The sequence below is a fragment of the Sunxiuqinia dokdonensis genome, from assembly GCF_001270965.1.
Taxonomy (GTDB): domain Bacteria; phylum Bacteroidota; class Bacteroidia; order Bacteroidales; family Prolixibacteraceae; genus Sunxiuqinia; species Sunxiuqinia dokdonensis.
On the sequence record NZ_LGIA01000151.1, the window covers coordinates 20,622 to 46,267 of the forward strand.

Here is a 25,646-nt window from a genome sequence, read left to right on the forward strand (position 1 = left end):
ACCGGAGTTTAGGACCTCCGGCTTAGAAAAAGGCATGAATAGGTGAAAGCATCATGCCTCAATTTATTAATCAGATTAAAAACCAATTAATTATTCCAAACGTATGAAAAATTATTTAGTAAGACAATTGGTAAATAGACCTCGCTATATTTTTGCGATTCTATTGCTGCAAGTATTCTCATTTTCTGCTTTGTATGCGCAGGCGGAGTCTGCAAAAAAGGTGGATACGATCAGTGAAGTCCGAATAAGTTTGAGTATCAATGGAGCGAAAATCCGGGAAATATTCAATTTAATTGAATCAAAAACGGATTACGTCTTTGTGTACGATGAACGGGCGATCGATAAAAACCAGCGTATTACCATTGATAAAAACAATGCGAGTATTTACGACATCCTCTCAGTGATTTCAACTGAGACGGATCTGAAATTTAAGCAGATTAACGAGATTATCAATGTGGCGAAGAAAAGCTGGCATGAAAAATCAAAGGTTGAAATACAGAATGAACAAAGTGAACAGATTCCGGTAACCGGACAAGTGGTTTCCAGTGATGACAATCAACCTATTCCAGGTGTAAATGTCGTGATTAAAGGAACAACAGTAGGAACTATAACTGATCTTCAAGGAAACTATTCTCTGGAAGCTCCCAGGGACGCGATTTTGGTTTTTAGTTTTATTGGCTTTGAAAGGCAGGAAGTTTCGATTTCTAACCGTCAGAATATTGACGTGCTGCTGTTATCAGATATCACTTCAATTAATGAAGTGATTGTGGTGGGTGCGGCTATTAAGGAGCGTGATCTAACAGGAGCAACAGTCAATGTAAATGAAGAAACGCTGAAGGAACGTCCCGTAACAAGTGTGAATGAGGCACTGCAAGGTCGGGCCGCGGGGGTATATATCAGATCTAATCCTCAGCCGGGAAGTGATGCGTCCATTAAAATCAGGGGAAATAATTCCATGAACTACGGGGCAAGCCCAATCTATGTTGTGGATGGGATTGTTATGGATCGCGACTTCAACATGATCAACTTGAATGATGTGGCATCAATTAATGTATTGAAAGATGCATCGTCAACAGCTCTTTATGGATCAAGAGGGGCCAATGGTGTCGTGATTATCACAACAAAGAAGGGGAAAAGCGGAGAAGGTAAACTAACTTACGACGGATGGTTCGGAGTTCAGCAATTCACCAATGAATCACTCACGTTAGGTGCCAAAGATATGTTTGAACTGAGGATCGATGCCCTTGAAAATGCAGCTTCAGTTGGAGGTGCATATTATACGCTAAATCCCAATGCGAGCCGACAAGATTTTATCGATGACGAATTGTTGGCTGACGGAAAATTGTGGTTTGCTGATTATGAGATTGAAAGCTATAACAATGGTGAAAGTTACAATTGGCTTGATGAAGTTACCAGGGCTGCATTTCAGCAAAATCATAACCTGAGTATGTCCGGCGGGTCTGACAAGGGAAATTACTATTTGAGTTTTGGTTATACCGATCAGGAAGGAATTGTTAAAAGTTCAAACTATAAGAAATATTCTGGTCGGGTGAACCTCGAACAAAATGTAAAAAGTTGGTTGAAAGTTGGGACAAATACGTCATATACACGATCAGTAAATGACTTGGTTGATGGAAAAGTCTTTGGTGTAGCGAGAGGGGCAAACCCGCTGTTGCCCATCAGCGACGAGCACTTGTATTTGGCATGGGGTAATAACTGGGATATCAATAGCGAGAATCCAATCAAGACATTGACGTTGGATAAGGATACTTATAAGAGTCGGATTTTTTCGTCAAATTATCTGAATTTTAATCCAATAGAAGGACTAAATGTCCGGACTTCATTTTCCGTTGACCTGATTGATCAGGAATACTATGAATATACACCGAGTGATATTCAGCAGGCATTGAGAAATTCCTATCGCGGAATTGCCATTCATAACCTGGATCATGCGTTTAACTACCAATGGGATAATTCGGCAACTTATGATATGAAGTTTAATAAGCATTTCTTGACCGCATTGGTTAGTACCAGCCTTAGCAAGAATATGTTTAAGTACACCAATGTTACAGCACAGGATTATCCGGTTGATGACTTTGGTTATTTCAATTTGGGAGCTGCTTTTGGAAAAGAAAACTTCAACTTAGGTTCCAATCAAGTTACGTCAACTCTAATGTCATACTTGGGGCGCTTAAACTATAGTTATGATGGTAGATATTATGCTACCGTAACCGCACGATATGACGGGTCGTCCAAGTTTAACGAAGGTCACAAATGGGGATTATTTCCCTCGGTAGCACTAGCCTGGAATATGGCTAATGAAAATTTCATGAGTGGACAAAGTCTTTTTGACTTGGCAAAGCTACGCTTTGGCTATGGTTCTGTGGGTAATCAAAGTATTCCGGACTACGCATTTTTAAGCCTCTACAACCCATCCTATTCAGATGGTAAGGTATCATTCAATTCTACAGGATTACGAGGAACTTCTGCTCTTACCTGGGAAAAGCAATCGCAAATGAATATCGGGTTGGATCTTGGCGTGCTTGACAACCGGATACAAATGACGGCAGAGTATTTCAATATCGTTAACTCGAACTTGCTAATGCGTCGTACGCTTTCAACCTTGACAGGTTATGGTTCAGCAATTGAAAATATTGGTGAAATGACCAACAAAGGGTTTGAGTTCTCTTTAAATGCAGCCGTAATTGATCAAGATGACTTTAAGTGGGATGTCGCAGCGAATATTTCATTTGACAAAAATGAGGTGACCCAATTGTATGGCGATATTGATGCCATTTATAATTTCGGAGGCTTTACCGGAACTGAAATACAACGAACAGGGAACTTCTTCCTGGGCGAGTCTCTCAACACGATTTATATGTGGGAGTTTGATAGGATTATTCAGGAGGAGGATATGGACTACGTTAATTCTCTAACCCTGCCTGGAAAAACGCTGGAGCCGGGTGACATTCTGCCTAAGGATCAACAACAGGCAGGAGAAGAGGGGCACGGAGTGATTGACGAGGATGACCGTGTGATCGTTGGTAAGAGTGATCCAAAGTTTTATGGGGGATTTTCAACTCGATTAGCTTATAAAAGCTTATCACTTAATGCCGTGTTTAATTACTCTTCGGGTGCTAAAGCGATTGGTAGCTTGTATGAGGGATTGATGAATGGAACCGGTTATAGTTCAGCTCATAAAGACATGTTGGATCGCTGGACTCCCGAGAATACAAATACAAATATTCCTAGAGCAACTTACGACAATTCGATTCGCTTCTCTACAGGAGAAACCTCTTGGGCATTACAAGATGCATCATTCTTAAGGTTATCGACATTGACCTTGGCTTATGACCTGCCCGGAAGCGTTGCTCAAAAGGTTGGAATGAAGGATTTCAGAGTATACACAACCGGAAGTAATTTGTTTTGCCTGACAAAGTATAAAGGATATGATCCAGAAAATGGAGATTGGTATCCAACCGCAAGAATGTTTGTTTTAGGCTTGAATTTTAGCTTCTAGGCTAGTTCTGATTAGTAACATCTAAATACTACAAAATGAAAAAAATATATTATCTAAGCATATTATTGGGAGCTTTATTATTTAGCTCTTGCGAAGACTTTCTGACAGAGGAGCCAAAGACACAACTAACCGAAGAAGAAGTGTATGGCGACGAGGAGAATATCGAACTCTTGATTTCTGGCTTGTACACCCAATGGAGGACAACAAGAAGCGATCGACGAGCACTGTATATGTACACCATGGGTACTGATGAGGGGAAGCAGGGTGGTCAACAGATTCGAGAAAATAACTTCCAGGCGGCCTTAGACAAGTATAACGGAGCCCTCAATGCTTCTAATTCTGTTTTAGCTGAGCAGTGGAATTTGAGATGGCCAATTGTAAGTGCGGCAGCAAAGGCTGCTAAATATGCCACATCCGAAAGGCTAAAAGCCGAGGCATCGTTCATTCGAGGAGTTGTAAACTACGAATTGGCAATGTACTGGGGACCTATTCCAATTATCGACTTGGATGACATGAGAGAATCCAGGCAGCCCCTTACAGATGTCTTTGAGTTTATTATCAGAGATATTGAATATGCGGCTAATAATTTACCAACTACACAGGAGGATAAGAAGCTTCCCACAAAAGCTGCTGCTCAAGCGCTGCTCGGTAAAATTTATATGAGTGCTCCTGAAAGTACTGGATTACGTGATTTTGAAAAAGCGAAGGATTATTTTGACATGCTGATTCCAAATTATTCTCTGTTGAGCAATTATGGGGAGTTATTTAACACGACAACAAACCAAAATAGCTCTGAAATTATTTACGCTTTTCAGTTTACAAACGTATGGCCTGATAACAATATGGTCCAACATCATGCCGGTTCGAGAGCCGTAGCAGACCTTGATGCTAACACCTATTTTGGGGGATATGATCTTTGCATGCCGACCGACTATTATGCAGAAAATGTGTCCGATGGCGGTATATGGGAGCCAGGCGATACTAGGAAGAATGCCTCAATTCGTTATGATTTCACCTTGCCTGATGGGAGAGAACCACAAATTACGTGGACGGGGCAAGCAGACGAATTGGGTCCTCATACCAGGAAATTTGAAGACATTCGTACCCAAGGAGTGCAAAACTTCTGGTATTCAGGGGGGCTGATTTACTTTCTTCGTCTTTCGGATATCTTACTGTCTAAAGCGGAGTGTCTAAATGAACTTGGACAAACATCAGCCGCTGTTGAGCTGGTGAACACTACTGTGAGAGCCAGAGCTTTTGGAGGAACCTTGCCGCCGGAGCATGCATGGTCCACGGGGATGTCTCAAGACCAGTTCCGAACTCAAATTATGGACGAGAGAATGCGGGAGCTTGGATTCGAAGGATGGAGACGCATTGACTTGATTCGTACTGGAAAATTGGTGTCGTTGGTGAAAGAACGTAATCCATGGGCGAAAGAAGAAGGCATGATTTCGGAGTTCCACAACCTATATCCAATCCCTGAATCGGAAATTAAACAGAACGAATTAATAAACGAGGAAGACCAGAATCCTGGATATTAATTATCTTGAAGGGTGTCTTGGTCAAACCAAGGCACCCTTATGTTTTCTTGCTACCGACTAGCAGAGGTAGTTAATTATGAGAAAGACTATCCTGATAGGTTAATCACCTGCTACAGTAAAAACAAACAAATTATTCAATGGTGGATGATTTAGAAAGGTATTATATCACATAAAAATAAACTTCATGTACAGCATTTATCGTTTTATTCCATGGCTTTTTAGAAGCCTGTCAGTTTTCATTTTGCTTCTTTTTATGGTTTCCGGAATTCAGGCTCAGATTATTCCTGTCGAGACAAGCCAGAATGCAATGGTTTTTCAGGTTGACAAAAGCAACGATCTGAAGATGATATATTTCGGAGAAAGGCTTTCTATAGATTCTGAATACACATACATTTCAGAACAGTATAAGCAAGCGACAGACTATACTAACGTTTATAATTCTGCATATACCTCGGCCGGAAGCAGGAATTTGCTTGAGCCAGCTATTCGGTTAACCCATTCCGATGGAAATCAATCGCTTGATTTAGAGTATGTGAATCATCAGACCGAAACGATTGATGCCAACGTTTCTTTGTTAAAGGTGACCATGAAAGATCGGGTTTATCCGGTTCAGGTCGAGTTATATTATCAATCCTATTTTAATGAGGATGTGATTGAACAATGGGCTGTGATCAGCCATCAGGAAAAGAAGCCTGTCGTATTGCATAAGTTTGCATCAGCAAACTTAAGCCTCAAAGGGAAAGAATTTTACTTGACACAATACTATGGGGATTGGGCCAAGGAAATGCAGCCTGAAGAATCAAAGTTAACCCATGGAATAAAAACAATTGATTCAAAACTGGGGACACGGGCTAATTTGTTTCAGCCTTCGGTGTTTATGGTATCATTCGATCAACCGGCGAATGAGGATGAAGGAACAGTTTTGTATGGAGCTTTGGAATGGAGCGGAAATTTCAAGATTGAAATGGAGTTGGATCCACAAGACAACCTGCGGATCATTGCAGGGATGAACGATTATGCTTCGGAGTACAAACTTCCAGCAAAGCAAAAATTTAAAACTCCCGCATTTTTACATGTCCTTTCCCAAAAAGGTAAAGGTGAAGCAAGTCGTAAATTACACACTTGGGCACGTAATTATAAAGTATTGGATGGCAAAGGCGATCGTTTAACCCTGCTTAACAACTGGGAAGCAACTTATTTTGACTTTAATGAGCAGAAGTTATTTTCGTTGTTAAAAGATACCAAGAAGTTGGGGGTTGACTTGTTCCTGCTGGATGACGGCTGGTTTGGAAATGAGTATCCCCGAAACAACGATGATGCTGGACTTGGTGATTGGCAAGCAAATCGTAAGAAATTACCTAATGGCGTTTCCTCTTTGGTTGAAGAGGCGACAAAAAATGGTGTCAAATTTGGGATCTGGGTCGAACCTGAGATGGTAAATCCGGAAAGTAGTTTGTATCATGAACATCCTGATTGGGTCATTAAGCAGCCAAGACGCGATGAACACTATTTTCGAAATCAATTGGTATTGGACTTGAGTAATCCCGAAGTACAGGATTTTGTTTTCAAAGTGGTAGATGATCTTTTTGTAGAGAATCCTGATTTAGCCTACATCAAGTGGGATTGTAACGCTGTAATTTATAACGCCTATTCGAATCACCTGAAGGAACAAACGCACTTGTACATTGATTATGTGAGAGGCCTCTATAATGTATTGGAGCGAATTCGTGATAAATATCCAACCGTACCAATGATGCTGTGCTCGGGGGGTGGCGGACGCGTGGATTACGCAGCTTTGCAATATTTTACTGAGTTTTGGCCGAGCGATAACACCGATCCTTTGGAACGCGTATTTATGCAATGGGAGTACTCCTATTTCTATCCAGCAATCAGTACTTCCAATCACGTCACTGACTGGGGCAAGCAATCTTTAAAATACAAAGTTGACGTAGCCATGATGGGGAAACTTGGATTTGATATCGTCATTGGTGAGCTGCCCGATGAAGAATTGCGCTTCTGTCAGCAGGCAGTTGAAGCTTATGATAAATTAAAAGAAACGGTTTGGCACGGAGATTTATATCGCTTAGCAGATCCAAAAGAGAACGATTTTGCGTCATTGATGTTTGTGAATCTGGAAAAGAGCGAGGGTGTTGTTTTTAATTATTTGGTCAACAACAGATATGACAAAAAAAGTGAGGACCCGATTAGGTTTAAAGGACTTGATACCGCAAAGAACTACCAGATTCAAGAGGTTAATATTTATCCGGGAACCTCATCGCCTTTAAATTCCGATCAGGTCTTCAGTGGAGAATTTTTGATGAAAATTGGATACAATCCACAAGTTCATGCTGGCCGGAAAAGTGTTGTCCTGCTCATTCGCGAAGTAAAATAAAAAGGAGATGAATATTAATCGAATAAAGGTCTTAGCAATCAGTCTGATACTATTAGGTATAGTGTCGTGCGGACAGAAGGTGGAAACTGAATGGCCGATGGTGTCTCCTGAGGGAAAAATCGTTGCCCAGCTACAGATACAAGAAGATGGACGGTTGAGTTATCAGGTGTGGGCTGCGAACGGCTCAAATAGAACTGTTGTGATTGAGAATTCACCGTTGGGAATTGTTCGTAAAGATCAGCAATTTGATACACTGAAGTTTATTGGGAGAGAGAAGGAAAAAACCGTTGGGGAATCCTATACGCTGTCTACCGGGAAAAGACTCGTGAATCGGAATCATTATAACGAATATACATTCAAATTTGCCAATCTGGAGGGTGGCCTTTTAGATTTGGTTTGTCGAGTTTATGAGGAAGGGTTTGCTTTCAAATACGTTTTTCCTGAGAAGGACCAGCAAACTTATATTGTAGAGCATGAGCTAACTGGTTTCAATCTTCCGGAGGGAAATGCATGGATGCAACCTTACGACAAACCGACAGCATATGCTCCGGCATACGAGCGCAATTATGAGGGAGAAATGCCCGTTGGGACACCATCGCCCGGCAGGGAAGGCTGGTGCTTCCCAGCATTGTTCGAAGTGAATGAGCACTGGGTCTTGCTCTCTGAGGCCAATCTGAAAGCTAATTTCTATGGATCTCATTTGGATTCAGTAGCAGATAATGGGTTGTACCATGTTGTGCCACCGTTGGAAGAGGAAGCTTTTGGTTATGGTAATACTTATGCCGAATCAACTTTACCGTGGGATATGCCTTGGCGAATGATTCTGATTGGATCGGAGTTGGGCGATATTCTGGAGTCGAACCTGGTCACCCACTTGAGTGATCCGTCGAGAATAGAGGATCCTTCCTGGATTCAATCTGGTCGGGCCTCGTGGGCTTGGTGGTCCGGGTATCTGGACGGATCAAATGATACACCAGAGAAACTAAAGAAGTATATAGACTTTGCAAAGGAGATGGAATGGGAGTACTCGCTTATCGATGCAGGTTGGGACACCCGAAAAGGATTTAATCTTGCAGAAATGGCTGACTATGCAAAAGCGAAGGGTGTAGACTTGTTGCTTTGGTACAACTCAGGAGGACCGATCAATCGAGTGAACGCTGGGCCAAGAGATAAAATGTTTGATCGAGATATCCGTAAACAGGAGATGGAGCGGATTTCAGAACTGGGAGTCAAGGGAATTAAGGTCGATTTTTTCTCAAGCGACAAACAGGACTTTATGGAGCTTTATCATGGGATAATGGAAGATGCAGCTTCCAATAAGCTGCTTGTAAATTTTCATGGCTGCACCGTTCCCAGGGGATGGTCGCGTACTTATCCCAATTTGATTTCAATGGAAAGTGTCATTGGTGAAGAGGGATACATTTATCATTCGCACTATGAACAGGGCGCGCCGCTTCATTGTACGATTCTGCCCTTCACCCGAAATGTAGTGGGGCCGATGGATTATACACCGGTTGCATTTTCGATTCAACAGGTTCCGCACCGAACTTCTTATGGCTTTGAGCTGGCTCTTGCCGTTGTCTTTGAATCGGGGATTCAGCATTTTGCGGACAAGGTTGAAATGTATCAAGCTCAGCCAAAGGAGGTCATTGATTTTCTAAAGTCTGTCCCTGCAGCATGGGATGACACCAAATTCCTGTCCGGTTATCCGGGAGATGATGTTGTGATTGCGAGACAAAGAGGTGAAGATTGGTTTGTTGGAGGGATTAATGGAGAAGATGTCGGTAAAGTTATTGAGCTTAATTTTGGCTTTTTGGAAGCCGGAGAGAGCTACGAAGCTACTTTCATTACTGATGGCGAAAATAACCAGTCTTTTTCTACAGTATCTAAAAGCATTTCAAACCAATCTAAAGAGCACCTGGAAGTCTTCCCAGTTGGTGGTTTTGTGATTCATTTGGAAAAAATAAATTAGGAAAGCATGAAATTCTTTGGTTGGATCAGAAATAAGATAACGTTATTAAAAAATTGGATTTTTAGAAGAATGGAAAGGAAACTTCAGTTTAATGGAAATTGGACTGCAGTCCTTCTTTTTGTGGTATTGGGTTTTCCCGTTAATCTCGTTGCCCAGGAGTTTGAATTTGAAGCTGAGACTTCTGTTTTGTCAAATGGCGCAGCTGTGCAAAATGCCAGTGAATGCTCGGGAGGTCAGCAGGTTGGAAATTTGGGTGGAACACAGAATGGGTCGGTAACGAAAGTGTTTGAAGTTCCATCGGAAGGAGATTATGACCTTTCCATAAGCTACTGTACCGCTGATCAACGATCATTTTCTGTATGGGTGAACTATGGAATGAGGTTGGAGGTTGTTTGCTCGCCTTCCGGTGGCTGGTCGACACCTTCTACCGTACAAATTCAAATTGCATTGATCGAAGGTCAAAATACGCTGGTTTTTGATAATCCGAACGGGTGGGCTCCTAACCTTGATCAATTCTCGCTGACTCCAAGCCCCACATTCAATATCTCTGGCAACGTGCAACAGGATGAAACGGGTGTACTAGGAGTTACATTATCTCTTTCCGGTGCTAAAAACGGCAATATTGAAACGGATGAAAACGGAACGTACTCATTTACTGGTCTGACGGGAGGTAAAAGCTACACCATTACCCCAATAAAAGAGGGAAGTGTGTTTGATCCTCCGTATCTATCATTTGATCCCCTCCTAAAAGAAGAGAGTCTGCAAGACTTTGAAGTTGTGCCAGTTTGCGTTGAGTGTATTGAATCATTTAAGTTTGGTACGAACGGGGAGTTAAAATACAGTACTCAAACTGGAACCTATTCGATGTACTTCGGAGATCATCAGGTCATCTCCTCGGCCTACAGCATGGTGAAAAATAGTGATGCGTCAATCAGTAGTCTGGACTACGAAGATCGTCAGGTTTCCATTGAAGACATTTCTGATGATTTTGGGGATGGACAGAAAATGATAGTGACGTTAACAGCCCAAGATCTTCCTGATATGCAACAAGTGTTTTACGCTTACGATGGAAGCGATTATTTTCTTGCAGAAGTTTTTTTGAAAGGCGAGTCTGTTGTGTCAAATTATATGGCACCATTAGTTAGCAGTCAGGTTGATATTGCAGAAGCCGGTGATAATCGTTTCCTTTTTGTTCCATTCGATAACGATGGTTTTACTCGCTATCGATCGCACAAATTGGAAAATTACACGACAGCAACTAGTTCGGAGGTAACTGCTTTTTATGATGATATCAGCCGTAAAGGACTGGTGGTTGGTTCGGTTGAACATGCCACCTGGAAAACTGGAATTAAAGGAGCAGGAGAAGGCCGCGAATTGTCTTCGCTTGTTGCTTGGGGAGGTTATACGGATAAAAATGTTACTCGTGACGCAAAGGCACATGGCTCAATTTCCGGGGAAGAGATTAAGTCTCCTAAATTGTTTGTTGGGTATTTCGATGATTGGCGTGTTGGAATGGAAGAATACGGAAGGGCTAATGCAGTGGCAGAACCACGCTATGTTTTTGAGTGGGACCAGCCGACACCATTTGGGTGGAACAGTTGGGGAGCCATTCAAACAGATCTCAGTTTGAATAAAGCGAAAGCAGTAGTCGATTTTTTTGTAGAAAGTTTGCCTGATTTCAGGAATGGAGAGACCGCTTATATTGACTTGGACTCATACTGGGACAATATGGTGAGTGGAGGATTGGAAGGCGATTTTTCAAATCTGGTGGCATTTGCCAATTATTGTAAAAGCAAGGGGCTGAAACCGGGTATTTATTGGGGACCTTTTGTGGATTGGGGTAAGTACGACCGACAAGTCGAAGGAAGTGTCTACAGTTATGCTGCAGCATGGACAAAAGTCAACGGAGCATATCACGATGAAGATGGCGGACGGGCTATGGATCCGACGCATCCGGCAACGCAGGATCGGATAAGTCTTTTGGTTGACAAGTTTATAGCCTGCGGGTTCGAAATGATTAAGATTGATTTTATCGGACATGCGTCGGTGGATGCTGATCATTATTATGATCCTGAAGTGACGACAGGAATGCAGGCATTTCGCAAAGGCATGGAATATTTAGTTGATCAGCTTAATGATAGAATGCTCATCTATGCCGCTATTTCGCCAAACCTTGCAACAGCTCGCTATGTTCATTCGCGACGAATTGCTTGTGATGCATATGCTGATATTGGCGCCACGGAGTATACCCTGAATAGTAACACTTACGGATGGTGGCAGGATCAAATGTATGATTTTATAGATGGTGACCATTTGGTTTTTGGTAACAGCTCCATGGGGGAGAATCGTGCCCGGCTCGCTTCTGGAGTAGTTAATGGAACAATTTTCACTGGAGATGACTTTTCTGTGCCAGGCCAGTGGTCTGAAAGAGCAAGAATCCTATTACAGAACCAAGACGTATTGGAAGTTGCAAAGGATGGAGTTGCTTTTCGCCCGGTTGATGGCCATTCGGAGAGTGGGGCTAGCGAGATTTTTGTAAAGGAATCGGAAGGGATTTACGACGTAATCGTAGTCAATTATGAAGATGCTAAAACGTTCAATGTTGATTTTGACCGCTTGGAAATCCAAGGAACAGATTATGGTGTAAAGGAATTATTTAGCGGAGAAGACATAAACTACGAGGGGAACTCTATATCTATTGATGTGCCAGCCCGCGATGCAGTAATTCTTCGATTCTCGAAAGGTTTTCCGGATGCGGTGGACGATATATCAGAAGGGAGCGGCATTCGGATTTTTCCCAATCCAACCCGGGCAAAGATACATATCGAAGGGAGAAACAGCATTGAAAGCATAAAGTTGTATCATTCTATGGGAGCTCTGGTCGAGTCAATAAACGAAATCAATCAGAATGAAACGGTCATGGATTTGGAAGGCTCTCCAGATGGCGTATACCTGGTGTCTGTAACCGAAAAGGGAGGTAGTAAAACGATCTCAAAAGTTATCAAAACCAACAAATAATCTAAACCCATTTCTATGAAGATAATTTGTAAATGGAGTTACTATATCTCACTGTCATTTGCTTGGGTGATTTTCAGCTCTTCTACAAGAGTAGACGGGAATGGAGAATTGCATCTGTGGTATAATCAACCAGCGTCGCAGTGGGAAGAAACGCTACCCTTGGGTAACGGCCGTTTAGGGATGACTCCAGACAGTAAAATAAGTCAGGAGACGATTGTTTTAAATGACATCACGTTGTGGTCGGGTGCGCCTCAGGATGCTAACAACTATGAGGCGTATAAAAAGTTGCCCGAAATTCGCCAGTTGCTAACTGATGGCAAAAACGACGAGGCCCAGGATTTAGTGAACGAGGAATTTGTCTGCCTGGGTAAAGGAGGGCAGGCTGAGCCTTTCGGCTGTTTTCAAACGTTGGGTAAACTTCAGATCAACTATTTGTATGACGGTGAGAATCCCGGATTCGATTCTGTAGCTGATTACTCACGAAAGTTAGATCTTGATAGTGCAATTGCCAGCTGCTCATTTTCTTACAACGAGGTGAATTATCGACGAGAATATTTTACTGGTTTTGGCAATGACGTGAATGTTGTGAGAATTACTGCCGACAAAAAGCGGATGATCAATTGTGAGATTAGCCTGGACAGGGCTGAACGATTTGAGGTCAGCAATGACGGAACTATTTTGCAGATGAAGGGAGCGTTAGTAAGTGGTACTGACAATCCAGGGATGAAATATCTGGCCTTGGTAAAAGCGCTAACGGAGGATGGAACAGTAACGATAGAATCGGAAAAAATAAAGGTAAAAGACGCTTCAGAATTAATTATCTACATTTCTGTCGGAACTAGTTTTAGGAATGCTGATTTTGAAGGCGATGTTCGTGAACTTTTGACAAAGGCAGTTAATACGGGGTATCATGAGCAGAAAGAAGCGCATATTGAGAACTATCGACAAATGTTTTCCCGGGTTCATTTTGATTTGGGGCGTGGTGAGAACAGTGATCTTCCTACTAATGAAAGACTCTCGAAGTTTTACAATGAACCGGAAAAGGATACTGCTTTACCCGCGTTATTTTACCAATTTGGGCGGTATCTTACGATTTCCAGCACTCGGGTAGGTTTATTGCCTCCGAATCTGCAGGGTCTTTGGGCGCATCAAATCCACACGCCGTGGAATGGGGATTATCATCTGGATGTGAACGTGCAGATGAATCATTGGCCGGTGGAAGTTTCTAATCTTTCGGAATTGAATCTGCCTTTGGCTGATTTAGTTAAACGGATGGTGCCTCACGGTGAGAAAACGGCAAAAGCTTATTATAATGCTGATGGTTGGGTGGCGCACGTAATTACCAATGTGTGGGGATTTACCGAACCCGGTGAAAGTGCATCGTGGGGGATTTCGAATGCCGGATCGGGCTGGGTTTGCAACAATCTCTGGCAGCACTACGACTTTACAGGCGACGAGAATTACCTAAAAGAGATCTATCCGATACTAAAAGGTTCTGCAGAGTTCTACAATAGCATGTTGATGCAAGATACGGAAACAGGTTGGCTGGTTACAGCACCATCGGTTTCGCCTGAAAACTCATTTTATTTGCCCAACGGTAGTCACGCTAATGTTTGCATGGGGCCAACCATCGACAATCAGATTATACGTGAACTTTTCAACAATGTCATTAGAGCATCGGAAGTTCTGGGTAAAGATGCTGAATTTAGGGAAACATTAAAAAGAAAACTGAAAGACATACCTCCAATTGCCCAGATCTCTGATGATGGACGAATTATGGAGTGGCTGAAGGACTATGAGGAGCCGGATCTGCAACATCGGCATATCTCACATTTATACGGTTTGTACCCAGCACACTTAATCTCCCCGGAAAGTACGCCGGAATTTGCCGAAGCAGCAAAAAAAACACTAGAAGTAAGGGGTGATGATGGTCCCAGTTGGGCGATTGCTTACAAACAATTGTTTTGGGCCAGGCTCCACGACGGAAGCCGGGCATTCAAACTTCTTCGCGAAATACTCAAACCTACTTTAGATACCCACATCAATTATGGTGCCGGTGGTGGTGTCTATCCAAATTTATTATCAGCAGGGCCCCCTTTTCAGATTGATGGTAATTTTGGTGCTACCGCAGGAATAGCTGAGATGCTCATTCAGAGTCATGCTGGATTTATCCATTTACTGCCAGCAATTCCTGAACATTGGCAGAAGGAAGGTAAAGTAAGCGGCTTGAAAGCACGTGGAAATTTCACGGTTGATTTTGAATGGCGAAATGGGCGAGTAACTGATTTTACGATTTCGTCGCCCACGTCCCAAAAGGTGAAAGTGAAAGTGAACGAAGAGCTGCGTGATGTCATTTCTAACAAATTATAATTTGATTCCTAATATCCATTGGCTCTCAAAGGCCGGTTTAGGTCGAAATGTTGGATAGTACAAGTTCCGAGTTTTTTATTTGTGGTGATAGGCATTTGTTTGTAGAATAAGACAGAGGTGGTTAGTTTGCCACGATTATATTCCCACCTTTGTCTTATTTGTAGATCCACTATACTTCAAGAGATAGATATTTGATACCTATTAATGCGCCTTGGTGTGTTTGGTCAATTTTCAAAACCTCGTTAAACGCAGCCCAAGCCTTTTCTTTGTTGGCTCTGCCCAAGTTCCCTAATCCGATCAAGTATTGGCAAAGTTGGTAATTGCGCAGTTTTAGGTCATCTTCCCAAATTAGCAGATCAGGAAGCGAAACGGCGAAATAATCAATCTTCACTTCGTCATTTAAATGCTCCATCCCGAAATCTATAAGCATGTCAAAGCACCGGTTAGCATCAGCCTGTTTCCCTAACTTTTGCAGGGCGAGACCTTGATAGAAAATTGTGTCAGGCTGTTGGTCGTTATAGAACATTGCGGCTGACACTTCACTCAATCCTCGCGAAGCTTCCGTAAAAAAGGCTATTGCTGTTGGGGCGTCATTCATTCCTTCGCAGGCTACGCCTAACCAATACAATAATTCATTTTCTTGGGCGCCATAAAGTTTTCCTTCGCCCAGGTTTACGGGATATTTACGAGCATCTAACAGTAACTCCTCAGCTTTTTTAAATTCGGCATTTTCAATTGCTTTTTTAGCCATCTCTGTCAAACTGAAAGCATACTGTCCAGTTACTTTCCCTTCTCCTCCTTCCCATGGGTGAAATTGACGTGACATGATTAATTCAAAAGCTTTTTCATATTCACCCAAGATGTTGTATAGCGTAGCAAGCTCCAAAAAGAGATCATCACGTTCATCACAAAGAGATCGGTACTGTTGAAGTTTTTTCAGTCTTTCTTTGGGCGCATGATTTAGCCGTTTGTATAGTTGATCCAGCTCCATCAAGACTCTGGCGTCATTTTTATCTAGCTCAAAAGCCTTTTCAAGCGAAGCCAATGCTTTTTCTGTATTGCCCTGTTTGTTGAAATATGCCAGCGAAAGATTGCGGTGTGTAGTTGGGAAGTTCGAATTGATAGAGACAGATTTCTCCCAGCATGTGACCGCTTCATCAAAGTTTTTGAAAGCATACCAGAAATTCCCCAGATAGTAAAGCGCTTTGTAATCGTTCGGATTCTGATTGGTAGCCCATTGAAGGGTTACAACAGCCTCAGACTGATTTGGAAAACAATAATCGGGACATAACTCCAAAGCCTCCGCCAAAGTTGCATTTGCTTCGGTTTCTTTTCCTGACTGAGACAAGAACCAGGCTTTATAATACATGGCCATAGGATAAATGTCGCCGCCTTCCTGCTCATCAATACCAAGATTAATCAGTTGAACTGCTTCTTCATATAAGCCGGCGTAAGCATAATCCAGTGCAAATTCAATGTAATTATGAATATTCTTACGGATCAATTTCTTCATTTCAGTCAATGCATCAACATCGTCATTAATTATGTACTTTTCGAAATGCAAACTGAAGTTAAACTGATCCAGTTTCAACGATTCATTGCACAACGCAATGGCCTCTTCCTTTCGATTCAATTTGCGAAGTATGCTCACTTTTAATTGGCGTCCTTTGTGATTGTGCCAGTTGCGTACCAATGATCGATTAATGACTTCAAGGGCAGATTCCCACTTTTTGTTTAGTGTTTCAATCCGGGCAATCTGGAAGTAGCCACTATCCATCCAGGCAGCGTTCCAAACCGATTTGTAGAACGATTGGTAGGCATGATCTGGATCTCCCATGTAACGCTGGGTTAGTCCTAAATTGAAGAATGGTTCTCCATCAATGGGGTTGGGATTTCGGTCAGTGAGTGTTTCGATGGCTGTTTGAAAATACTTTACTGCTTTCTTGAACTGTCCACGACGCAAATACCAAAGTCCAAGCGCATTGTTGCATCGGCTATCGCCTGAATCACGTGATAGAGCTTCCTCATAGTAGGGGCGAGGATCATAAGTGGCGTGGCGATACTGTTCCAGGTGTAAGCCGTTGAGGTACAGCTGTTCATTGCTGTCCACTTCTTTTGGGGCCTTTGCTGGTTTTGCAGCTTCTGGTATTTCTCGCTTTTTTGTCGGTTCGGTCGACCATTTCACAAGGCAGTTCCCATCCGCAGTTAAAACAGAAATCATTAATTTTTCAGGGTTTACTTCTGGTGGAAGCTCCAGTATCTTTTCATAGGATGTTTCCGGATGAAAATCGACTGTTTCGTCCAAAAGTAGTTTTCCTTCGCTGCTAAGCAAGATTTTTCCGGCTGGATACGCGGCAGTCGTGTAAACCTTAATGGTCAATTTCCCATCCCTGATTTCCAGGTTAAGCATTGCGTCTTTTGTCGCATTTTTCACCACTCCTAAATCACGGTATGGCATAAAATACTGGCTAAAAGACTTCTCCTCTCCCGGCATCAGCCATGAAAAGTCGGGCTGGTTGTCGGTATAAACACCACACATTAACTCAATATAAGGACCATCTTCATCGGTCAGATTGCGGTCCCATGCTTGCCCAAAGTCGCTGTGCCCCCAGGTCCATTGCTTTTTTCCGGGCGAAATATGGTGGTTGGCTACATGGAGCAAACCTCCTTTGCTATCATTTTCATATCCGCCAACGAAGTCGTAGTCTGAAGTAATGGCCATATAGGAGGTCGGTACTGGAATGTTTTTGTAACGTGAGATATCCGTTCCCGGAGAATAGTCAACTTTGTAGTAGGTCCCTTTTGCAATTGGGAATTCGGAAACATCCCGTTTCCCGTGGTCAAACACTGCATTTACATCAGGCGGGAATATCGACTGGTAATCATCATTCACTTTAACGGCTGGATTGGCCCACCACAAAAAGGTTTGCGGGTGATTAGTACGGTTGTATAGTTTCACCTTTATTTCAAGATATGCTTTGTCAGGATGTAACGTAAACCCTGCCATTCCACGGGTTCGGAACATACGCTCCAGTTCGTTGCACCAAACCGTTACACTACCATCGGCATAATTTTCAATCCGGTGATCGGTTGGCTCATAGGTCGATGGCCGATGGTGTTGTGGCCAGTTAAATTCGATGCCACCCGATATCCATGGACCCGTTAAACCAACCAGGGCTGGTTTAATTACTTGATTATAATACACAAAATGTCGTTTTTTCATTTTGTCGTAGGCCATTTGAATGCGTCCACCTAATTGTGGTAGGATCATTATTTTCAGATACTGATTTTCTAGAAAAATGGCGTCCCATTCCACGTCTTGCTTTTGATCTTCAATTTTTTCAATCACCGGATGGGGATACACCACACCACTACTCCCTTGATAGACACGTTTCTCCAGAAACATTGGGTTTTTTTCTGGTTTGCCAATTCCGTAGGTTGGAATTACTACTTTTTCATACCAAGCTTTTACTGTCATAATAAGAATGAATAAAATTTTTGAATTGAATTATATCGAGACAGGCCTGTCTGTATCAGTTTTTCGATTGAAAAGCTGCTTCTACTTCTTCCAAAGATTTGCCTTTGGTTTCCGGTAATCTTTTAAAAATGAACATAAAGCCGAGAAAGCAGATCAATGCGTATAACCAAAATGTTCCACTGGCATTCAGAAGACTGTTGAGAATAGGGAACGTGTAAGTAAGCGCAAAGCTCGCCGTCCAAAGTGCTGTTGTGGCGATTGCCATGGCCGCTCCCCGCACGCGATTTGGAAATATCTCGGAAAGGACAACCCAGGTAATTGGAGCCAGTGTCATGGCGTAAGTGGCAATTGCTATCAATACCAATATCAATATAGCCATCCCTTCTAATTCAAAGAAATAACTACTTCCCAGAGCTAAGTATATCAAAGCGAGTCCTGCTGACCCAAAAAGCATCAATTTGCGACGCCCCCAGCTATCAACCATCCGCATGGCAAAAAAGGTAAATATGAGGTTGACAGCTCCTGTGATGACAATATTGAACAGCATGTCCCCAACGGAATAGCCTGCAGAGGTAAAGATTTCTTCGGCATAGTTGAAGATCACGTTGATGCCACACCATTGCTGAAATATTGCCAGTATGATTCCCAAGACGAGTAGGGGGCGCATCTTTTTTGATCGAAGTTGTCTCCAGTCTGCTTTTGAGTTGGATGAATTCAAGGTTTTTGCAATATTTTCTTCTTCGGCTACGGCGTAGTCTCGTCCGCCTATGCGCTCGAGAATTTGTAGGGCCTGCTGTTCTTTCCCCTTTTTCAATAAAAATCGTGGGCTTTCAGGAATAAAGAAAGCTAAAAGAAAGAAGCTTATTGACAGGAATGTTTCCGCCCAAAACATCCATCGCCAGCCCATTTGCCCATTCCATGATTGAATGATTTCAAGATCCGTGGCACCTGGCTTTATCTTGTCGGCAATCAGGTAATTTATTATTTGAGCAGACAGAATGCCAATCACAATGGTCAATTGGTTAATCGAAACCAGCCGGCCACGGATTGATGCCGGTGAAATTTCTGCAATATACATCGGAGAGATTGCCGATGCCAGGCCAATGCCTACACCACCGATTAACCGGTAAATAATAAATGGTGTGAAGTGACTGACCGCACCTGTTCCTATGGCAGAGATGGTGAATAGAGCAGCGGCGAAGATTAAAGGAAGCTTTCTCCCGTAGCGTTCCGAAATATATCCGGAAGCAAGAGCACCAACTAAACAGCCAATCAAAGCGCTGCTCATGGCCCAGCCTTGGAGATATGGCGAAGATATGATGTCAAAATAGCGCTCATAAAATGGCTTGGCTCCGCCAATAACCACCCAGTCGTATCCAAAAAGCAGTCCGCCCATGGCTGATACCATGGTGATTCCAAGAATGAAGCGATTGTTAAGTGTTGATTTGTTCATTTTTTTGACTTTTAATAGCTGTTGTAAAACTAGGAATGTCTGAGGAGGTTGGAAATGCCCCATTTTATCAAAATATGGATGATCTTACTATCTTTAGTTGTCAACTAAGTCTAATGTCAAAGACTAAAATGTCACGTTAGCGCATTGTTTTATTTGTCTTTATAGCCTTTTATGGCATCTCTTTATTTCGTTTATTTGTTGCTGAATATTGACAATATTAATTAATTCTACATTGTGAGGAAACAAGATGGATTTCCGGGACAGTTAAGTTATGTGGTTCCTGAAAAAATTTTGAACATGGTTAAAGACAATCCAATGATTTCGGATCTGTATACAACCGATATTGGTTATTACCCTCACGCTGGGCATCATTTCAGGGAGCGAACGAAAGGAATAGAGCAATTCATTTTGATATACAATACCCAAGGACTTGGTGTAATAAAGACTGAAAAATCAAGTTTTGAATTGGCTCCTGATCACTTCTTTATCATCCCGGCGGGCGTACCACACGCTTATTACGCAGATTCAGGAAATCCCTGGTCTATATATTGGATTCATTTTGCCGGAAACAAGGCCAGACAAATTTCGAAACCGTTGTTGCAGCCAGTTTTTATAGAGCGAAGTAAAACTTCGAGGATCAATGATCGAATAGGGCTTTTTAGCGAGATCTTCCAGAATTTGGAGCGTGGATTCAGTATTGAAACGTTGGAATACGTTAACTTATGTCTACCACGCCTGCTAGCCAGTTTTACTTACCTGGAAAGATATAGGATGGTTAATGAGCAAATTGCGAAGGACCCAGTAGATCTGAGTATTAACTTTATGCTGGAAAATCTGAGTTGTAAATTTAGACTTTCAGAATTAGCTCATGTCGTGAATTTGTCGGCTTCCCATTACTCCCGCCTGTTTTTAAGTCGTACCGGGCATTCTCCTATTAACTACTTCATTCAGCTAAAAATCCAACATTCTTGCAAGCTTTTCGACAGTACCAATCTGTCCGTTGTAGAGGTCGCGCGAGAGGCGGGATTTGATGATCAGTTTTATTTTTCCCGCCAATTTCGAAAAGTAATGGGCATGTCACCCCGCGAGTTCAGGAGGAGGTGATAATTATGTCATTTTCGGTTTATTCTTTTCTAATGCTTCCAGAATATCCAGTTTGATTACTTCCCAATATTTACCTTTCAGGCAAATCGGGTCAAAATCGGTATCTGCTTGTTCGAAGCTTAAAAAATTAGCCAGGATTTCCTTTTTATTGTGTCCATACGGATAGCGTTCCTCATGAAGTTCCAGCATTTGATCTATGCTATAATGTTCCAGAAGTTCATGGATGTCCCAAAAGTCCTTTTTCCGGGCTCTCCGGCTCACGACATCTATTTTCATTGCCACAATGTCATCAATATCAGCAAGACGAATCGCGTCGGTTAACAGTGGTTTCCGGATAAAATGGTCGGTGTAAAATAGATCGAGTTTAATGGACTGATTCTTTGATTCGCCGATATAATAAGATTTTCCAAATCCCACGATTTCTGAATCAATCGTATCGACATATGAAAAATTTGTTCTTATGTATTTGTCAATTGATTCGAAGTCCACTGTGCCATATTCTATGTCAGTAAATAAATCAATATCAACAGACTCCCGATGCCCTAATTGCAGACTCAATGCAGTTCCTCCAACCAACCTGAAGGAACTGAATACTTCTGAAGCCATTAATGATTTTAAAGTGGATAGGAGTATGGGAGTTACTGTATTGTAGTGTAATCTGCGAGGCATAGACAACGGATTCAAGGATAATTTTTTGTATTGAATTTAGGAGGTCAAAAGGTTTTTGTTTTGTTTCAAAACCGCAGAAACATCTTCCTTTCCATAAAACCGGGTAATTTCCTGTTTTTCCTGTTCATTGCCCCGTTCAAAAACCCGTGTGATGATACTTGGCTTGTATTTTATCCAATCGATCTTGTCTATATCCGTATCCCAAAATACGACCGGCCGTATTTTTGATAGATCAGGGTGAAGGTTTTTCCGTTGCTTTCTCTTTTCCTGTTCAATGTCATAATAGGTCTGCAAAATCGAGAAATAGCTTTCGTCTATATCCAGCCTTTCTCCAATCCTTAGAGACAAAGAAGGGTTGATCCGTCGTTTTCCCTTGGTTATTGCTCCCAGGGTTTGGGGAAACTCGTCAATCGATTTTGCGAATTGCTTTTTCGACAACCTCCTTTTTTTAAGTTCCCGGTCCAGGATTAATCCAGGATGTATTCCTTTGATAATTGAAATATTAGTATTCATTGCGATATTTTCCTTCCGATACAAAAATAAACAAATTTGTTTACTTTTACAAGTTGAATTAAAATGTGAGGTGGCGGTAGAAGTTTGGATATTGCTGAAAGTAATAACGTGAAAGTTATGTCCAATTTCTTTTTATTTTTAAAAATATTTGCTTTAACTTCGTCATATTGAATGCGTTCTAATGCATGTGAACTATAAGGTGACCTGGTTTTTTAGCGGTCTTGTAACCTTTTGATATTCAGTTCGAAATAAAGGTGTATTCGAATCCTGGTATCCCGACAAATTGGGAAATCAAAGAGCATCAAAAGCCTGTAAATTGTATGATTTACTGGCTTTTTTGTTTTTAGCCATATCAATTCATATCAGAAAATATCACAATTCAGGTGAGTTAAACGGTGAGTCTTTTTTTTATTTAACTTCGAACTCACCAGGAAGGATTAATCGTTTGTTTTTCAGTTGTTAATAAAGGTCAATTTTGTGATTATAGACCATGATTTTTGACCGGTTTTGATGAATTCCGGTGAGTCTTTTGACCTTGTTTTTCAACTGAAGCAACTAAAACGGATTAAACCGATAAAAATTAAATGATATGAAAACAACCCACACCTTTGGTATTCAGTTCATTATCCGGACTGGCAAAAAGGACAGAGACAAGGGACTAGTTTACGCCCGGATTACCGTGGAGACCCGCAGGATCGAGATTTCCCTGAAGAAAACCATTGCAGTCGAAGAATGGAATAAAGCCCGCGGAATGGCAAAGGGCTTTAGTCCGGAATCCAAAAAGTTTAACAGTTATCTGGAGCATGTCCGTTCGCAACTGACCGATGCTTACCGCGAGTTGCAGATCAACAAAGAGAAGATTACCCCGGAAAATATTAAAGCGCTTTTCCTGGGTGATTCTGACGAACACACACTGATCGAACTGGTGGATTATCACAATACCACGCAAGCCAGTGTCCTTTCCCCTGGAACGATGAAAAATTACCGGACCACAAAAAAGTATCTGGAAAGGTTCCTGAAAAAGAAATTCAAGGCTTCGGATATTTATCTGGTACAGGTCAACTACAAGTTTATCACTGATTTTGAATATTTCCTGAGAAATTACCAGCCATTGGATCACCAGAAGCCTATCGGGAACAACGGGGTGATGAAACACCAGGAAAGGTTTCGCAAAATGATTAACCTCGGGTTTCGCCTGGGATGGATCACCCAGAAGCCGTTTGATTCCTATAAACTTAGCTTTCGTAAGGTTGATCGCGGGTTTCTAACGGAAAAAGAACTCCATGCCATTGAAAACAAGAAGCTCAAAGTCGAACGGTTACAAATTGTGAGGGATGTTTTTATTTTCAGTTGCTATACCGGCTTGTCCTATATTGACGCAATTAACCTGAGCCCGGATGAAATCAATTTGGGAATAGATGGCCAATATTGGATCTTTTCAAAACGGCAAAAGACAGATACGAAGCTGAGAATTCCGCTCCTACCCAAAGCACTGGAAATAGCTAACAAGTGTCAGAAACATCCCAGATCAATCAGTAGAGATAGAGTATTCCCGTTAATCTCAAACCAGAAGTTGAACAGCTATTTAAAAGAAATTGCCGACTTATGCGCGATAAGAAAGAACCTGACTTTTCATTTGGCCCGTCACACTTTTGCGACCACAGTTACCTTGAGCAATGGTGTCCCAATTGAAACAGTTAGCCAGGTGCTGGGGCACAAAAGCATTTCAACGACTCAAATCTATGCGAAAGTTTTGGAGAAGAAGATCAGTGAGGATATGAGAAAACTAAAATTGACATTGTGCAAGAGTATCGATAAATAGGAGATAGAAATTTTCAAAGCAGAAGGATGGATAACAAACCTGTTTATTTTTATATTGAGTATTAAACTATATTTCTAAATTTGTAATCATGCAAATCATTCAAGGTATACTGGAAAAAGATTTAATCGTTCGTTTAAAGAGTGGGGATCAAACTGCTTTTGAATTGTTATTTCACTTTTACTACCCAGGCTTGGTGATGTATGCCTCACAATATACTGCCAATACCGAAGATGCAGAAGAGATTGTTCAGGATTTTTTTGTTCGTTTCTGGGAGAAACATAAGCAACTGGTTCCACGCGATTCGTTAAAAAGCTATTTCTTTTTATCAGTAAAAAACGGCAGCCTCGATTTCCTAAAACATCAGAAAATTGAAAAGAAGTATATTAATGAGATGATGGCATTGTCGAAGCATCATTTGGCTTATGATACTGATATATTCATCAGCTCTGATCTTCAGGAAAAGTTGAAACATGGAATAGGCCTGTTGCCTGAGAAATGCCGGGAAGTTTTTATAATGAGCCGGATTCAGGGTCTGAAGAATGAGGAAATCGCGGCAAAGCTAAATATTTCAAAACGGACAGTTGAAACCCAAATCAGCAAAGCGCTGAAAGTGCTTCGTGTGGAATTGAAAGACTATGTAGGTTTGTTGTTCTTGTTAGGAATTTAGCAGAATTTCTTGTTTTCGAAAAATCATTTTTATTTTTTTTCAGAATGCGTACGTGCATTTATCCTTTCAGTCGTATTTATATCGATTCTCAGAAAATAAAGGAATGGCAAAGGATTCTCAAATAGCAAATCATTTTAGAAGTTTTCTTACAACAAGGCAAGGACAAAATGTGGAGGCACAAATTGCGGAGGCTGAACAGATTGTTCATTCAATTGATAAAATCGATAGCCGAAAAGCATTTAAACAAGTACAAAGCCAGATTCAAAAAACGGAGTACCGTGTTCGGGTATTGAATATATTTACCCGGGTGGCAGCGATTCTTTTTGTTCCATTACTTATAGCTTCTACCTTGTTTTTTTATAATCTGAGGGTTCAACCAGATATCGGGCAATTTACCACCCAGGAAATTTCCAATCCTTCAGGAATACGGTCGGAAATTGTATTGCCTGACGGATCTAAAGTCTGGTTAAATGCTCAAAGTACAATTATTTACGACATGCCATTTGGTTTGAAAGAGAGGGGCGTTAAACTAGTCGGGGAGGCATTTTTTGAAATAAAGACAGATCAACAAAAACCGTTCCAGGTGGAATCAGGAAAAGTTAATGTAACTGTTCTGGGCACCCGCTTCAATTATAAAGCATTTCCTGAGGATAAAGATGTCGAAGTTGTCTTGGCAGAAGGGAAAGTAAGATTGAGTTCGGTTGGATCCAGAACTGGAAAAGAAATAATCCTAAAGCCAGGAGAACGAGCCACGGTCAATAAAACCACCCATCAAACCAAGGTCTCCTCTGAAAATGTAGAAAAATACATTGGATGGCATGAGGGTAAAATGATTTTTGATGAATGCCCTTTATCTGAAGTGGCCCTTCGGCTTGAACGTTGGTTTGGGATTGAAGTAAAACTAGCTGATCCAAAAATCTTAAATTATGAGATATCTACGACTTTTGAAAATGAATCGTTGCACCAGATTCTGGCATTGCTAGAATTAGCTTCACCTATTAAAGCCGAATTAATTCCGGCTACAATTGATAGAACCACCCAAACTAAAAATAGGGAAAAGGTAATTATAACCGGTAAAAATTAAATTGTATATGCCTATGAGAGATTAAAAATCATTAACAAAGAAA

Annotated in this window: 14 protein-coding genes; 10 read left to right on the top strand and 4 right to left on the bottom strand. The window is 41.6% G+C overall.

Annotated features, from left to right (window positions below; all coding sequences use genetic code 11):
* The first annotated feature begins 103 nt into the window (after positions 1 to 103).
* The 6 genes from NC99_RS10500 (at position 104) to NC99_RS10525 (ending at position 14,813) form a co-directional block, all read left to right on the top strand.
* Positions 104 to 3,520 (top strand): TonB-dependent receptor, encoded by a 3,417-nt coding sequence (locus NC99_RS10500; protein ID WP_053183415.1) that lies wholly within the window; start codon positions 104 to 106, stop codon positions 3,518 to 3,520.
* A gap of 35 nt (positions 3,521 to 3,555) precedes the next feature.
* Positions 3,556 to 5,061, top strand: coding sequence for a RagB/SusD family nutrient uptake outer membrane protein (locus tag NC99_RS10505; RefSeq protein WP_053183417.1), 1,506 nt, complete (start codon positions 3,556 to 3,558; stop codon positions 5,059 to 5,061).
* A 184-nt stretch (positions 5,062 to 5,245) separates the two neighbouring features.
* Positions 5,246 to 7,453, top strand: a complete 2,208-nt coding sequence (locus NC99_RS10510) for an alpha-galactosidase (protein ID WP_053183420.1) — start codon at positions 5,246 to 5,248, stop codon at positions 7,451 to 7,453.
* A gap of 7 nt (positions 7,454 to 7,460) precedes the next feature.
* Positions 7,461 to 9,425 (top strand): glycoside hydrolase family 97 protein, encoded by a 1,965-nt coding sequence (locus tag NC99_RS10515; protein ID WP_053183423.1) that lies wholly within the window; start codon positions 7,461 to 7,463, stop codon positions 9,423 to 9,425.
* Positions 9,426 to 9,431: 6 nt separating this feature from the next.
* Complete coding sequence (locus NC99_RS10520) at positions 9,432 to 12,443, top strand: T9SS type A sorting domain-containing protein (protein WP_082326425.1); 3,012 nt, start codon at positions 9,432 to 9,434, stop codon at positions 12,441 to 12,443.
* 15 nt (positions 12,444 to 12,458) lie between these two features.
* A complete protein-coding gene (locus NC99_RS10525) occupies positions 12,459 to 14,813 on the top strand; it encodes a glycoside hydrolase family 95 protein (RefSeq protein ID WP_053183427.1) in 2,355 nt (784 codons plus the stop codon).
* Positions 14,814 to 14,982: 169 nt separating this feature from the next.
* On the opposite strand, the gene NC99_RS10530 is transcribed toward NC99_RS10525, so the two are convergent.
* Together NC99_RS10530 and NC99_RS10535 are read right to left on the bottom strand one after the other, a co-directional pair.
* Positions 14,983 to 18,291 carry a DUF5107 domain-containing protein gene (locus tag NC99_RS10530; protein ID WP_053183429.1) on the bottom strand — a complete coding sequence of 1,103 codons (3,309 nt, stop codon included), beginning with the start codon at positions 18,289 to 18,291 and terminating at the stop codon, positions 14,983 to 14,985.
* A gap of 55 nt (positions 18,292 to 18,346) precedes the next feature.
* Positions 18,347 to 19,744 (bottom strand): sugar porter family MFS transporter, encoded by a 1,398-nt coding sequence (locus NC99_RS10535; RefSeq protein WP_053183493.1) that lies wholly within the window; start codon positions 19,742 to 19,744, stop codon positions 18,347 to 18,349.
* Positions 19,745 to 19,978: 234 nt separating this feature from the next.
* Between NC99_RS10535 and NC99_RS10540 the strand changes: the two genes are divergently transcribed.
* Positions 19,979 to 20,848, top strand: a complete 870-nt coding sequence (locus NC99_RS10540) for a helix-turn-helix domain-containing protein (protein ID WP_157624773.1) — start codon at positions 19,979 to 19,981, stop codon at positions 20,846 to 20,848.
* 3 nt (positions 20,849 to 20,851) lie between these two features.
* Here NC99_RS10540 and NC99_RS10545 read toward each other — a convergent pair whose 3' ends face one another.
* Both NC99_RS10545 and NC99_RS10550 read right to left on the bottom strand, forming a co-directional pair.
* Positions 20,852 to 21,532: a nucleotidyl transferase AbiEii/AbiGii toxin family protein gene (locus tag NC99_RS10545; protein ID WP_204374965.1), complete on the bottom strand. Its 681-nt coding sequence runs from the start codon at positions 21,530 to 21,532 to the stop codon at positions 20,852 to 20,854.
* 21 nt (positions 21,533 to 21,553) lie between these two features.
* The gene (locus NC99_RS10550) at positions 21,554 to 21,955 is read right to left on the bottom strand and encodes a helix-turn-helix transcriptional regulator (RefSeq protein ID WP_204374966.1); all 402 of its coding nucleotides are present in this window, start codon (positions 21,953 to 21,955) and stop codon (positions 21,554 to 21,556) included.
* 664 nt (positions 21,956 to 22,619) lie between these two features.
* Between NC99_RS10550 and NC99_RS10555 the strand changes: the two genes are divergently transcribed.
* The 3 genes from NC99_RS10555 (at position 22,620) to NC99_RS10565 (ending at position 25,603) form a co-directional block, all read left to right on the top strand.
* Entirely contained in the window at positions 22,620 to 23,852 is a 1,233-nt protein-coding gene (locus NC99_RS10555; protein WP_053183436.1) for a site-specific integrase, read from the top strand.
* An 88-nt stretch (positions 23,853 to 23,940) separates the two neighbouring features.
* Positions 23,941 to 24,519 (top strand): RNA polymerase sigma-70 factor, encoded by a 579-nt coding sequence (locus NC99_RS10560; RefSeq protein ID WP_053183438.1) that lies wholly within the window; start codon positions 23,941 to 23,943, stop codon positions 24,517 to 24,519.
* Positions 24,520 to 24,622: 103 nt separating this feature from the next.
* Positions 24,623 to 25,603 (top strand): FecR family protein, encoded by a 981-nt coding sequence (locus tag NC99_RS10565; protein ID WP_053183440.1) that lies wholly within the window; start codon positions 24,623 to 24,625, stop codon positions 25,601 to 25,603.
* The last annotated feature ends 43 nt before the right edge of the window (positions 25,604 to 25,646 follow it).